Genomic DNA, 11,872 nt, shown 5'->3' with positions numbered 1-11,872 from the left:
TTTTAAGAAAGACAAAAAAAATAGAACGTATAGATTATTTCCATACGCTCTATCTCATATTTCATATTAAATTTTTGAATTCTACAAACTGGATTTTCTGCATTACTCATCATCCTTAATCATATATAACAAATTATTATATCCTGACTGCACAAGTAATTGCTTAAAGCCAGAAAGCACTTCTTCTTTTGTATAATTGTTGTTAATCAAAAACTCACTATCTTTCTCACTAAGGTATTGATAGAAAAGAGCTGCCGCCATCACTTCATCATTATTTGCATAATCAATGTTATCTAAAAGTATATTCTCTGCTTCGTTAATTTGCCCTGAATCAATCATATCAAGAAAACTTTTCAAATTTTTCCCTGACACTTCATATTTGTTTTCTTTTTCAAGCTCAACAGAAACATACTTTTTCCCATATATTAAAGAGAATAATATTCTCACCATTTCTTTTATCATTCGCATAATGTAATCTTTCTCATCCGTGAAATACATTTTTCCACCTCCTCAAATTCTAAATTTATCTTACTTTCCCATAAATACATAAATCAAAAATATTGTTATTCTTAATAACTGCTTTTTCCATTTTTCCTTCAAGTAAAAAGCCATTTCTTTCTAACACTTTTCTTGATGCGATATTTGCTTCATATACAAGCCCTGTAATACGGATAATGTCTAATGTTTCAAATGCAATTTCACAAATCTGTCTTACTGCTTCACTCATAATGCCTTTTGAATATACTTCCTGCAATAAATAATAACCAATTTCAGAATCCTTGCGATACACATCGTCCTTCTGTTCAACAGATATCGTTCCTACAATTTTACCATCAACAACAATCTCTCGAAAGACACCTTTTTACCTTCGTTGTCTTTTACCATGGTTAACCACCACTCAGCAGATGCATTTGTATATGGATTAGGTAATCTATCAGATAAAAAACTTCTATCAATTGAATTACACATTTTTATTAATACTTCTTTATCTTCAACCGACCACTTTCTTAATTCTATATTCATATCTATGTTCTCCTATAAATTCCGATTTTCTTGATTCTGCAAACTTTATCGTCTTGTTCCATTCTTATCAAAATTCTTTTTTAATGCTATTTCTGTTGGGAGAATAGACCCAATTAAAGGAATAAGTTGAACACCACAAATAATTCCTCCCATACTCCCAACACAATCTTCATTTTTTCCAATTACTAAAAGCATGAATATTACTGTTATCGGCAACATAACCATTCCACAGACATACCAGACTTTACCACAATATTTATGAGCAAATTCCCATGTGTCTTTATTCTTCATAGACATCGAAGTTCGATATCCAAATACTGAATTTATTTCCTTTGGAGCCTTTTTCATAAAATATCTTCCAAAACCAATCATCGTAAATGGAAGAAGCAAATCCATAATCAACATAAAAATCCAAAACTTCATTGTGAATCTCCTTTACTATAACTTCCGCTTTGTATTTTCGTTTTTATTCTTTTTTGTAAAATTCTTTCAAATTTAATTCACGTTTCAATTCTTCCTCTGACGGCAGATAGGTGAAATATTTCGATGCAAATATCTGGTGATTATCTTCAGGAAGCGTATATTTTACAATAGAATCTCCCTTATCTGCACAAAGTACAATTCCAATAGGCTGCGTGTCTCCTTCATTCATCATTTCACGAGTATAGTAATTCACATACATCTGCATTTGTCCTAGATCCTGATGGGTCAGTTTACCCATTTTCAAGTCAATGAGAACGAAACATTTTAAAATATAGTTGTAAAATACCAGATCAATAAAAAAGTCCTGTCCATCCAATGTAAATCTTTTCTGGCGTGCTACAAATGAAAATCCTCTTCCAAGTTCCAAAAGGAAATGTTGAAGATGATCAATCAATGCCTGTTCCAAATCTCCTTCATATACATGTGTGTCAGGCTGAATCTGCAGAAATTCCATAACATAAGGATCTTTCACTATTTTCTCATATTCTGGTTTTGGCTCTGTTATTTGAATTTCATTTGCAACCGCTATCTTATCCTGGCTTGCTAAAATACGCTGATAATACATCGTGTTGATCTGCCGTTCCAGTTGACGAACACTCCATGCTGCTTTTGCACATTCTTCCATATAAAATCTTCTTGCCTGTTCATCATTTATACGCATCAAGACACGATAATGTGACCAGCTCAATTCAGGACACAGTGTGTCTCGAATTGGAAAAGTGCAATAAAACTGCCTCATCTTACGAAGATTCGATTTATCAAAACCTTTTCCGAACTCTGCGGTCAGCTGCTCAGAAAGATATTCCAATAATTTCTTTCCGTATTCTGCGCGATCATTTTCTCCACATGCTTTAAAAATCTGTTCTCCAATTTCCCAATAAGTTGTTACCATAGCAGAATTTACCGCTGTGCTTAAACGATGTTGTGCAGACACAATAGAATTACGAATAGAATGATAAGTCTGTTCTGCATTTTGATTTTTTGTAAATTATAATCCATGCTCTTTACTCCTCTGAATTTCCAAAATAGAACTTACTGTTCTTCTATTGATTCAATATTTTCAATCCGCATCAGCTTAACTACCTGCTTATCTTTTTTCTCTGTATAACAAATTTTTATCCATTCATCATCTGCGTCTATTATCTTGCAGGATAATTCAGTTTTTCCCGCAAAACTAAAAATGAACTCTGATCTGATAATACACTGTTTTCCTACAAGATCATTAATCAGCTTTGACATATATGCCACTCCTCTCTGCTTTTTCTCTAACCGTTTTACTTTCGTTTCCAAACGCTTTACTTTTCCCGGATACGCCGAATAACAAAGTAGCAGCAATAATGCTGCAATTCCAAACCATTCCATATTATTCTCCTTAGCAAACTTAACGCTAATATGTCTGTTCCTTAAAATATCTTTTGCCATTCAAATCATATCACACTATCAGCCATATTTCCATTTCAATTTACTTAGGCAAGTCACTTCGCTCAGCTACATTTCCCGTTGGCTTGCTTCTGTAACCAGCATCCTCTTGCTTTTCTCCTGCAAGGTTTCCTTTGCATCATCATCAATCGAATAGTTCTCATTTATCTCGATTTTTTTCGGTTGCCGGTCAAAATGGTCAAAGACTTCTTTCCATATCTGGATGGAACATACACACTTTTCTTCCATGAAACTATTGCTGATAATTATAAAAAACAGAAGACCAATTAAGATCTTCCATTTTATAAACAAACCTCTATATAAAACTATATATCCTGCCCATTTTTAATAAAAACAGACAATCGGCACACTTTCGTCTATCCTATTATAAAGTTCTGCCGCTTTGTCCGCCGGAAGATTAATGCATCCATGGGATCCACCACCTTCTCGGAAACGATTTCCTCCAAAGTATGGCTGCCATGAAGCATCATGAAATCCAATCCCCCCATTAAAAGGCATCCAGTAAGTTACTGGTCTTTCATATTCATATTTCCCATTTTCCAACATCTTTCCTTTCAGCACAGATGGACTTTTCTTGTAATACAGTTGAAAAAATTCCCGGTGGTGTCTGCCGTTCTGCATACTGCATATCTCCTGACACAATATCCGATTCCAAAATGATCGAACCATCCTGATAGTAATATAAATGCTGTGCAGACAGGTCCACTTCAATATACGTGCTGCCTATATCATTCATACCCCGTGCATTTGCCCGCATAGCGTATACCGGTTCCCGGTTTATCTGTACTCCTGCAATCATTTCCTGCATAATGGTTTCTATTTCCTTTTCCTGATCGATCTTCCATCCATAAACGGAACTATACACCTGAACAGTACGTCCGCTTGTTGTACAAAATTCCCTCTCTGTATTTACGGTATCATGTGTGGCAGCCAGCTTTGCCACATATTCTGCCACGTACTGTCTCAGTTCATCCTCATTTTTTTGCAGCCGTCCTCTCTCATCAAAAATGAGCCAGTTTCTGATCTCGTCCCCCTCCAATGTTACCGTTTCTTCTCCAAATATATATACGATTTTGGTCCGGATCAGATTTTGGCATTCTTCCAATGAATTTTTAAGATCTGGATCATCTTTCATTACTGCCGCTTTTACATAAACAGCCGGACAGCTATTCAGGTCAATCGTTCTTTTTTGTCAGTAATCGCTTCTGACAGTGCCTGATAAGCTCCATTGAAATCCAGGGTATTCCCTTCTGTTTCCGGTACGATTTCAAACTTCGAATCTTTATAAGCTACATAAGCATCTTCTGGTGCTGTCTGATTCTCTTTTTTACACATTCCAGTTTTTCCATCTGTTCTTTTAACTTCACTTTATCATAGGTCATGTTTTCCTTGGCTGTATAATTTTGCTTTTTCCAAAATCCCCGAACCCATTTATATGGTTTTTGTTCATCCAGATATTGGGAAATACTGCCATCCGAAACATAACGATATCCGATCAATTTTCCATTGATACTCTGTGATTTCAGATTTCTTGCCTTTACTTCCAGCAGATAATCCTCTGCTTTTTTAGCAACCGCCTGTTCTGCCTCTTCCGATGTTTTTCCAGAACAGTTAATTCCATTGATCGTTGTTCCCCGAAAAAATCTGTCTGAATAGTAATAAGACATTCCTGCATAGCCAGCCATAGCAAAGAACACTATGATGACAGTGATCATTATCCACATTTTTTGCTTTCCATTATCCTTACCGGTTATCTCTTTTCTTTTTCCCATCCATGCCCCCTGTTTTTAACGATAAACAGCATTCAGACAAACTTTTTAAATCGTCTGATTTTAATATCTCCGATTTAATAAAAAATAACCAAGGCTGCTGGAAAAAACATTTTCTTTTACAAACAGTAAGCTGATTTCTACAAAACATTTTTCCCCTGCTCTTTTACGGATAGGAACACCGCATCATCATTTATCTCACATTTAGCACTTTTGGGGTACTTTCAGACACTTTCCTTTTTCTCTGTGAACAGAACCCTGAAAACAGGAAAAAAAGGGCTGCCATGACCGGTCAGGGATTTTTTCATCCTTGACTGATTCACGACAGCACCTAATCAGATCTCACTTATTTTCTTCTATACAAAATCGCTTCTCTGTTTTCTCCTTCTGTCCGGCCGGATTATACACGTGTTTGTTTTACACTAATCAGATGCAGATACAAGCAAATCGGTTCTCATAATAATAAATTTTTCTTTCTATCGAATTTTCCTGGTTCATTTGATAAAATGTCCTTATCTAACAGGAGGTGATTTTTTGAAAAGAGTATTTGATAGTCCTTTTTGAATAAAGCTGCACTGGTGCTGATCTGGCTTCTATTAATGGGCGGGACATTCTTTTATGCCAATAAAAACTATTTTCTTTACCATGAAAATCCAAATTTAATCAAAGCAGACGGATATTATCTTTATAATTTTGGTAGTCCGCGTCATTATTACTGGGCACTGCCTGTTAAATTCACCCATGAAGGCAAAGTATATCATTCTCAGCTTCCTTTAGATATACGAGATGAAAGTTCATCCTGTACTGTAGATCTTCGCATTTACATACCGGCAGATTCTTCTGGCAGTGCATTTGCATTCCGAAACAATATCACCATTCCTGCACTATGGAGGATCTTTATTTTTGTTCCACTGCTACTTCTTCTTACATCTAAAAGAAAAGCCTAGGAAGGTTTCACACCTTATAAAAAATATTCTATTTTCATCATCTTCCTTAAAAAAATGGGAGGTTTCACTTACCTCCCATTTCCCAAAGAATCCTTTTATTTCAATTTTTATAATGTTTCAAGAAAACGCATGAATGCTTCTCTTCCCTCGGTCGTACATTTGTATACTCCTGCATCTTCCAGAACATGGGTAAATACGATTCCAATCTCTTTCTGAAGAATGCCATGGATGTTTTCTTTTGTGATTTCCGAATATTTCGGAAGAAACTTCTTAACCCACTCTGCATGTTTCTCAATCTGTTCATTTGAAGAAATATCTTTGCCTTCGAGAATATACTCTTCCAAAAGTTCCATCTCACCTTTTAATCTGGCCGGAAGAACTGCAAGTCCCATAACTTCGATCAGACCGATATTTTCTTTCTTAATATGATGATATTCTGCATGCGGATGGTACACTCCCAGCGGATGTTCTTCTGTTGTGATGTTGTTCCTTAATGTCAGATCCAGTTCGTAGGTATCACCTACTTTACGTGCAATTGGTGTAATTGTATTATGTGGTTCTCCATTGGTCTCAGCATAAATAAATGCTTTTTCATCGGTATAGCCTCTCCATACTTCCAGCACATGTGTTGCCAGATCTACCAAACGGTTGAAATCTTTATGTCGAATACGAAGCACAGATAATGGCCATTTTACAATTCCAGCCTCTACATCTTCAAATCCCGGAAGTACCACGTGCTGCTCAATTGGTGCTTTTGCCATTGCAAATGTATAATGTCCACCCTGGAAATGATCATGGCTTAGGATCGAACCACCTACGATCGGCAGGTCTGCATTAGATCCAAGGAAATAATGCGGAAACAGTTTTACAAAATCAAACAGTTTAATGAATGCATTTCTCTCGATTTTCATTGGAGTATGCTGGCAGTTAAACACAATGCAATGCTCATTGTAATACACATACGGAGAATACTGGAATCCCCAAGGAGTATCATTGATTGTGATCGGAATAATTCTGTGGTTCTGCCTTGCCGGATGATTAACACGTCCCGCATATCCTTCATTTTCCGGGCAAAGAAGACATTTCGGATAACTTCCGGATTTTACATTCCTTGCCGCGGCAATTGCTTTTGGATCTTTTTCCGGTTTGGACAAATTGATGGTAATATCAATCTCACCGTATGGACTGTCTACCTTCCACTTTTGATCCTTCTCTACACGATACCTGCGGATATAATTGCTGTCCTGACTCAGCTTATAAAAATAATCAGTAGCTTTCTTCGGGCTTTCTGCATATTTGTCCCAGAATTCTTTTTGTACCTGACCCGGACGTGGCATCAGACAGTTCATCAATCTGGTATCAAATAAATCCCGGTATACAATACTGTCCTCAATCAGACCTCTTTTTACGGCTTCATCCAGCAATTCGTCCAATGTTTCTTCAAGATTAACAGGTTCCTCAATGTTGTCCGGTTTTTCATAATCATCTTCATGAAAAACATCCAGCAGAAGATTTGTTGTGTAGTTTCTTTCACATTCCGGTGTCAGACCTGTTGTAATCCCATACTGTACCAGTTTTGCAATGCTTTCACTTAACATTTTTCTTCCTCCTGTGCTTCACTTTTAAATTTATATTTTTGGTAGCATATATACCGATTTCCCTGATAAGTCAGCATACCTCGATCACCTTTTTCCAGTTCACGAAAATCTCCCTGTTGTATTTGAAATTCCATCAAACTTCCATCCGTCATCTCAAACACAACACGAAACCAAGGTACATGTGCTTCAGACTGCATATGGATATAGATTCCTTGCTTCTTTTCAACTACAGTCGCATCAACAGATTCAACTGCCGCACTGCTGTTATTGCCAAAGCTTAACAACATTTTGGTAAATACAAACATCATGATTATGAGTGCTGCTATACAGATTATAAATGCCATCCTATTTCTCCATTCCAGATATTTCATCCTGGGTCTGACTTAAATATTGTTCACGATAAAGATTCTGATATTCCCTTGACATTACTTTATATCTTTCACGAGATACCCGGTTAAATGTCCTTTGGCTTTCAAATCCTGCATCCAGGCAAATGTCTGTGATGCTCTTATCAGTACATTCCAATTAATCTCCTGCAAGTTTTGTCTACTTTTTCTTCCCATTTGGCAAGTAATATACGTCTTCTGATATTATAATGTGCTTGTAAGATAAAGAAAGGAGGAAAACGAAATGAAAAGATTTAAAGCATACGTCAACTACCTCATGAACTTCTATGCCAACTACTTCAGAATTTACCGCTATATGTAAAGGACATTCCTGCCATCACAGGAATGTCCAATACGGAAACCCAGTTTCAATGGTTTCCCTTATTATACTCTAATTTAGTTGCATTTGTACATGAACAGGATTCTCGAAAACATAGACAAAATTGAACAGAATTATGAAAATACTCTTACCAAGTTTTTTGATTTGTAAACCACTTATTAGCAGACGGATCCGCCAATGCTGAAAACGGATAGGCCGTTTTCCTTTCAGCTTTCAATTTGTCCAATTAATAATCTCTGAATTTTCATACATCTGATGGATTTGCATTTTTCATCCTCAGCATTCTTTGAAGCTGCTCTTCTGTAAATCACAGATCGTGCAGTATTTTTCCGAAATATAGAGGCTAGATATCAGACCGCTTCATTGCAATTATAAACTGTTGATTTACCAAGATTATTTACATATACGGTAATCAAGTCGCCTTTCTTAAGATCCGGCTTTTCCCATATCAAACGGCTTTTGTGATAATACACTTTATCATGATATGTAAAACTATATAAAATCCTGTATGGAATCTGTCTTCTATATCTTGTGTATTTTTGCAAATATACTTTTTCTACCAAGCCCTTCACTTTTGTACCATTTTCGATTAATTGTAAATGTAATTTATCAAGTTTTGCAGTATAAATTCCAAGAGCAGCACTTATTATACACAAAAGCACTCCCGCTATAGAAAACACTGTTCCCAACATGTCTGGATTCTGAATGCCTGAGTTTACTGCTGGTTTTAATATCCCAAGAAAACTTAAGACACCGGAAACAAGAAAGAATATTCCTATCCAAAAGAAGATAACTCTCAATAAATCTTCTGTATAGTTAAGTTTTTTCATATTTATTTTCTCCACAAGCATTCCATCAAAATTTTTTATCCTGTTTCAATCATATCTAATTTTACTTCAATTTAGTTAAATCCTCTAAATACATTTCTGTATGTCCACACTCTGGACAGACTGCAACTTTAACATCATCTATAGTTGTCGTTTTTGTTTTTCATCTACATCTACAACGATCCCATAGCCACCGCCATTAACTTTAAGTCTTAAATCCGCTCTCATGACTGTTCCACACTTTTCACATTTTCTCATTGCTGTCCTCCAAATATATGTTTCGCTTTCCTATTTTCTTACTATATAATAGCAGACAAAATATTAACCACTGAATGATCTACCGTTCATACGATGCAATGATTTCCTTACTATCCGCTATTTTATAATCAAGCGTTTCCAAATTACCAATCAAATCAAATGTCATATCCGCATTAACTTGCAATTCATCTTCAATCTTAACTGCAGACGGCTCAACTTTTAGAAATACTGTTAATCCATAAGGCTTCGTTTCAGACTGTATCTGTATGCTATCATAAGAATATCCTTCCTGATACTCTTGCCCACTTACAATATTTATAACATTCGAAGAATCTCCTACATAATCTGTCTTGTACTGTGACAGGTTAGGAATCTCGTACAGTTCTTCTTTTCTGCCACATGCAGAAAGCAATATTGCTGATACCGTAAATAAAATAATTGGAATTACTTTTTCATCATGAACCAGCTCCTCTTCACACTTTGATATAAAACAGCCTGCCCAATGAACCAGAAACTGCCATATATTTGCTTCTTTATTTATAAGCAAGTCTTCTGACCGCAAAGGCTGATATTTACAGTAACAATGCTCCTCTTTCATCATTTTATACAGGTTCTACTGTTTTTTACGATATTTTGCGCGTTCCCTTTTTAGTCCTTGTTTTCGCTACTCAAGTAGTCATTTAAACAAACGAAGCATAAATCATAAAAATTTCTGCGATCAATATAATTCCTAAAACACAATCAATCATCAGGTTATATTGACCAACTGTTAGCCAAGTCTTCGAATGCATCAGAACATACTTTATACTTTTTATACCACTCAAGATTGTAACAGTCAGAAGGAGTATCGGCATTAAAAAAATTTCTATCTTATTGCCAAAGTCATCTGCGACTCCATTCCCAGCAAAGTGAACGGGAATAATCTCCGGTAAGAAAAAGAAGCTTATTATTGCAATCGCAATGCCAGCGATGCAAATTCCCCATGTTAATTTCCTGCTGCTTATACCATCCATAACAGTGCCTCATCTGGAACGATATCTAGTAAATATGTTTCCTTAGAAGAAATTTTTCAAGAAGTTTTCCAGTAAATTTTCTTCCTTACCTTCTGCTATTGGCAGAAGTTCCTTATACAAAACCGTAGGAATTCCAATAGAATACTTTTCTTCCTCATATACGAGAGAGCCAAATGTCCAGTCTTCCTGTTCCTCTGGGCCTAATTCCACGATCAACTCAACAATCTGCAAATAATGACACATTTGTAGGAAACTTAAATTAACTTTTATCCGGCCTTCCTCGCCCTCTGGATCTTTTTCTATTATCTCTATTTTATCCTTTCCCGTTACGGTCATTACAATTTAAAGAATTGAAAATCTCAATATTCGTAAGAAACAATAATCTTTCTGCAGAAATCACAATTATAGGCAGCTATGCGGTCTCCAGATATCCTTGCTGCCAACTCTGGATCCGTATTTAACCGCAAACTCTCAGAGCCTTCTTTCCACTCCAGTCCTGCCCCTGCACCAACCGCATGCAACTGACCCTTGCGCATTTTTCCTTCACAATATGGACATCTCATATTCACGTCATCTCCTTTAAGTAGTTAAAGTTCCTCTTGTTACCGAGTATTATCCTGTTCCTGGATAGCTTGTATATCTTCTTTCGCATATAATTTTTGCCTAAATGTTCTTTTCTATTTTTTCTTCGTTTCATACGTTCTTTCATCAATAAAACAAATTGAAAGGTCCATATTACACACGCTGCAAAACACCCGATTCCACTGTATAATAAATCTATGGCTGCACCGACTACAAATGGCAGTGCCATCCACATCATCCGATTTCCATATACTCTGCACATTTCTTTTTCATCATACTGTTTTCGTTCTTCCTTAGATTTCATATTATAGCCAGACAAAAATGCAGCGGCCTTTCCATTTGATTTTACAAAGCAGATTCCGAATAAAAACATAATCACTGCCATTCCCAAATCAAAGATAACACAGATTATCATTGCAGACACCTCACTTCCCGCTCTGGCTATCAAATAAAAAAAGCCAAACACAACAGTAAAACTTATTATGTTTGGCTAGGTCAACTTGTTATTTTTTTATCACTTCTTATGGTTGTATTATACTATATATTTCTCTATAGTAAAACAATTTTTTATATTATTTTTTATTTTAATATTATATTTCTACTATCATCAATTTTTCAGATATTTCCAACGCATAAACAATGCTATTAGCTACAATATTTCCGGAAAATTCATCATAGGTCTGTGTTGCCACAAAGAAACGGCGGCTTTTTTCTTTTACCGTCATGCGGCAGATAACCAATTCATTCTATTTTGAACTTCTTTTATGCTACCTGATGTCTGCAATAGGAATGAATTGCCAAGAATATAAACACAAATAATTCAATTCCTGCCGAAAGCAAAATAATCTGCGGTGTCCAGAAACTCATTCCACCGATATTCAGATAATTGAAATCTGCAAGCTGAGAAAGGAAAATGTTCTTCAAATCAATTCCGGCAGATGGAAGTATGGTAGAGAGCCATGTTGCTCCCATCGCCACATAAGCAAAAAGCGGCATGAGAAGAACTACAATAGAGATCAGCAAAACTGTCAATGTGTCTTTACATTTTGCAGACAGGAACAACGTACAGCTAACCGTTGCTAATACAGAAAGTAAGCCCACTGCTGCGAGAATTATCTGTAACTGCCCCAGATTGATGTTTGGCAGGTTAATGATAGAGTATCGCATCTGAAACGATGTTTTTAAGCAATCCGTCCCGAACGCTGC

The 11,872-nt window shown here is 36.1% G+C and carries 22 protein-coding genes and 1 pseudogene; all 23 read right to left on the bottom strand.

Features of this window, described 5'->3' with window-relative positions:
• Positions 1–102: 102 nt before the first annotated feature.
• Positions 103–498, bottom strand: coding sequence for a DUF6483 family protein (locus tag CK1_RS03880; RefSeq protein ID WP_015525010.1), 396 nt, complete (start codon positions 496–498; stop codon positions 103–105).
• Between the two features lie 25 nt (positions 499–523).
• Entirely contained in the window at positions 524–790 is a 267-nt protein-coding gene (locus tag CK1_RS03875) for a GNAT family N-acetyltransferase (RefSeq protein WP_306288724.1), read from the bottom strand.
• A gap of 29 nt (positions 791–819) precedes the next feature.
• Positions 820–1,023 (bottom strand): hypothetical protein, encoded by a 204-nt coding sequence (locus CK1_RS03870; protein ID WP_015525009.1) that lies wholly within the window; start codon positions 1,021–1,023, stop codon positions 820–822.
• 45 nt (positions 1,024–1,068) lie between these two features.
• The gene (locus tag CK1_RS03865; protein ID WP_015525008.1) at positions 1,069–1,446 is read right to left on the bottom strand and encodes an SdpI family protein; all 378 of its coding nucleotides are present in this window, start codon (positions 1,444–1,446) and stop codon (positions 1,069–1,071) included.
• Between the two features lie 43 nt (positions 1,447–1,489).
• Positions 1,490–2,443 (bottom strand): PDDEXK nuclease domain-containing protein, encoded by a 954-nt coding sequence (locus tag CK1_RS03860; protein WP_353611213.1) that lies wholly within the window; start codon positions 2,441–2,443, stop codon positions 1,490–1,492.
• Positions 2,444–2,538: 95 nt separating this feature from the next.
• On the bottom strand, positions 2,539–2,868 hold the full coding sequence (locus tag CK1_RS03855) for a hypothetical protein (protein WP_015525006.1): 330 nt from the start codon (positions 2,866–2,868) through the stop codon (positions 2,539–2,541).
• Between the two features lie 126 nt (positions 2,869–2,994).
• On the bottom strand, positions 2,995–3,174 hold the full coding sequence (locus CK1_RS03850; protein ID WP_015525005.1) for a hypothetical protein: 180 nt from the start codon (positions 3,172–3,174) through the stop codon (positions 2,995–2,997).
• 96 nt (positions 3,175–3,270) lie between these two features.
• Positions 3,271–3,444 carry a L,D-transpeptidase gene (locus tag CK1_RS03845; RefSeq protein WP_306289064.1) on the bottom strand — a complete coding sequence of 58 codons (174 nt, stop codon included), beginning with the start codon at positions 3,442–3,444 and terminating at the stop codon, positions 3,271–3,273.
• Positions 3,445–3,469: 25 nt separating this feature from the next.
• Positions 3,470–4,081, bottom strand: a complete 612-nt coding sequence (locus CK1_RS03840; RefSeq protein ID WP_015525003.1) for a L,D-transpeptidase family protein — start codon at positions 4,079–4,081, stop codon at positions 3,470–3,472.
• Positions 4,082–4,116: 35 nt separating this feature from the next.
• The gene (locus CK1_RS03835; protein ID WP_015525002.1) at positions 4,117–4,281 is read right to left on the bottom strand and encodes a peptidoglycan binding domain-containing protein; all 165 of its coding nucleotides are present in this window, start codon (positions 4,279–4,281) and stop codon (positions 4,117–4,119) included.
• A complete protein-coding gene (locus CK1_RS03830; RefSeq protein ID WP_015525001.1) occupies positions 4,236–4,718 on the bottom strand; it encodes a hypothetical protein in 483 nt (160 codons plus the stop codon). The genes CK1_RS03835 and CK1_RS03830 overlap by 46 nt, the downstream gene beginning before the upstream one ends.
• Positions 4,719–5,769: 1,051 nt before the next feature.
• Positions 5,770–7,260, bottom strand: coding sequence for a UDP-glucose--hexose-1-phosphate uridylyltransferase (gene galT, locus CK1_RS03825; protein WP_015524999.1), 1,491 nt, complete (start codon positions 7,258–7,260; stop codon positions 5,770–5,772).
• Positions 7,254–7,604, bottom strand: a complete 351-nt coding sequence (locus CK1_RS03820) for a DUF2500 domain-containing protein (protein WP_015524998.1) — start codon at positions 7,602–7,604, stop codon at positions 7,254–7,256. Before CK1_RS03820 ends, galT begins: the two co-directional genes overlap by 7 nt.
• Before the next feature lies 1 nt (position 7,605).
• Positions 7,606–7,785, bottom strand: coding sequence for an AraC family transcriptional regulator (locus CK1_RS18760; RefSeq protein WP_278960182.1), 180 nt, complete (start codon positions 7,783–7,785; stop codon positions 7,606–7,608).
• A 551-nt stretch (positions 7,786–8,336) separates the two neighbouring features.
• Positions 8,337–8,816 carry a hypothetical protein gene (locus tag CK1_RS03815; protein WP_015524997.1) on the bottom strand — a complete coding sequence of 160 codons (480 nt, stop codon included), beginning with the start codon at positions 8,814–8,816 and terminating at the stop codon, positions 8,337–8,339.
• Between the two features lie 61 nt (positions 8,817–8,877).
• The gene (locus tag CK1_RS03810; RefSeq protein WP_306289063.1) at positions 8,878–8,958 is read right to left on the bottom strand and encodes a hypothetical protein; all 81 of its coding nucleotides are present in this window, start codon (positions 8,956–8,958) and stop codon (positions 8,878–8,880) included.
• A gap of 192 nt (positions 8,959–9,150) precedes the next feature.
• Positions 9,151–9,672: a DUF4825 domain-containing protein gene (locus tag CK1_RS03805; RefSeq protein ID WP_015524995.1), complete on the bottom strand. Its 522-nt coding sequence runs from the start codon at positions 9,670–9,672 to the stop codon at positions 9,151–9,153.
• Between the two features lie 79 nt (positions 9,673–9,751).
• Positions 9,752–10,084 carry a DUF1648 domain-containing protein gene (locus tag CK1_RS03800; protein WP_015524994.1) on the bottom strand — a complete coding sequence of 111 codons (333 nt, stop codon included), beginning with the start codon at positions 10,082–10,084 and terminating at the stop codon, positions 9,752–9,754.
• A 42-nt stretch (positions 10,085–10,126) separates the two neighbouring features.
• The gene (locus CK1_RS03795) at positions 10,127–10,420 is read right to left on the bottom strand and encodes a hypothetical protein (RefSeq protein WP_015524993.1); all 294 of its coding nucleotides are present in this window, start codon (positions 10,418–10,420) and stop codon (positions 10,127–10,129) included.
• A 23-nt stretch (positions 10,421–10,443) separates the two neighbouring features.
• Positions 10,444–10,647, bottom strand: coding sequence for a PF20097 family protein (locus CK1_RS17945; protein ID WP_015524992.1), 204 nt, complete (start codon positions 10,645–10,647; stop codon positions 10,444–10,446).
• A 2-nt stretch (positions 10,648–10,649) separates the two neighbouring features.
• Complete coding sequence (locus tag CK1_RS03790; protein WP_015524991.1) at positions 10,650–11,081, bottom strand: DUF3784 domain-containing protein; 432 nt, start codon at positions 11,079–11,081, stop codon at positions 10,650–10,652.
• Positions 11,082–11,256: 175 nt separating this feature from the next.
• A complete protein-coding gene (locus tag CK1_RS03785) occupies positions 11,257–11,391 on the bottom strand; it encodes a hypothetical protein (RefSeq protein ID WP_306288723.1) in 135 nt (44 codons plus the stop codon).
• 37 nt (positions 11,392–11,428) lie between these two features.
• Positions 11,429–11,872 (bottom strand): annotated as a pseudogene (locus CK1_RS03780) (ABC transporter permease); the annotation flags it as partial.

It is taken from the genome of Ruminococcus sp. SR1/5 (genome assembly GCF_000209835.1).
In the GTDB taxonomy this organism is placed as follows: Bacteria; Bacillota; Clostridia; order Lachnospirales; family Lachnospiraceae; genus Blautia_A; species Blautia_A fusiformis.
The sequence above is the reverse complement of the archived record's forward strand: the minus strand, read 5'-3'. Positions and strand labels throughout refer to the sequence as shown.

Bases quoted from the DNA above. Each gene is read 5' to 3' on its own strand.
- CK1_RS03820 (WP_015524998.1), bottom strand. From the start codon at position 7,604: ATGGCATTTATAATCTGTATAGCAGCACTCATAATCATGATGTTTGTA.
- CK1_RS03795 (WP_015524993.1), bottom strand. From the start codon at position 10,420: ATGACCGTAACGGGAAAGGATAAAATAGAGATAATAGAAAAAGATCCA.
- CK1_RS03815 (WP_015524997.1), bottom strand. From the start codon at position 8,816: ATGAAAAAACTTAACTATACAGAAGATTTATTGAGAGTTATCTTCTTT.
- CK1_RS17945 (WP_015524992.1), bottom strand. From the start codon at position 10,647: ATGAGATGTCCATATTGTGAAGGAAAAATGCGCAAGGGTCAGTTGCAT.
- CK1_RS03835 (WP_015525002.1), bottom strand. From the start codon at position 4,281: ATGTGTAAAAAAGAGAATCAGACAGCACCAGAAGATGCTTATGTAGCT.
- CK1_RS03870 (WP_015525009.1), bottom strand. From the start codon at position 1,023: ATGAATATAGAATTAAGAAAGTGGTCGGTTGAAGATAAAGAAGTATTA.
- CK1_RS03865 (WP_015525008.1), bottom strand. From the start codon at position 1,446: ATGAAGTTTTGGATTTTTATGTTGATTATGGATTTGCTTCTTCCATTT.
- CK1_RS03855 (WP_015525006.1), bottom strand. From the start codon at position 2,868: ATGGAATGGTTTGGAATTGCAGCATTATTGCTGCTACTTTGTTATTCG.
- CK1_RS03840 (WP_015525003.1), bottom strand. From the start codon at position 4,081: ATGAAAGATGATCCAGATCTTAAAAATTCATTGGAAGAATGCCAAAAT.
- CK1_RS03880 (WP_015525010.1), bottom strand. From the start codon at position 498: ATGTATTTCACGGATGAGAAAGATTACATTATGCGAATGATAAAAGAA.
- CK1_RS03805 (WP_015524995.1), bottom strand. From the start codon at position 9,672: ATGATGAAAGAGGAGCATTGTTACTGTAAATATCAGCCTTTGCGGTCA.
- CK1_RS03850 (WP_015525005.1), bottom strand. From the start codon at position 3,174: ATGGAAGAAAAGTGTGTATGTTCCATCCAGATATGGAAAGAAGTCTTT.
- CK1_RS03845 (WP_306289064.1), bottom strand. From the start codon at position 3,444: ATGCCTTTTAATGGGGGGATTGGATTTCATGATGCTTCATGGCAGCCA.
- CK1_RS03800 (WP_015524994.1), bottom strand. From the start codon at position 10,084: ATGGATGGTATAAGCAGCAGGAAATTAACATGGGGAATTTGCATCGCT.
- CK1_RS03830 (WP_015525001.1), bottom strand. From the start codon at position 4,718: ATGGGAAAAAGAAAAGAGATAACCGGTAAGGATAATGGAAAGCAAAAA.
- CK1_RS03790 (WP_015524991.1), bottom strand. From the start codon at position 11,081: ATGATAATCTGTGTTATCTTTGATTTGGGAATGGCAGTGATTATGTTT.
- CK1_RS03785 (WP_306288723.1), bottom strand. From the start codon at position 11,391: ATGACGGTAAAAGAAAAAAGCCGCCGTTTCTTTGTGGCAACACAGACC.
- galT (WP_015524999.1), bottom strand. From the start codon at position 7,260: ATGTTAAGTGAAAGCATTGCAAAACTGGTACAGTATGGGATTACAACA.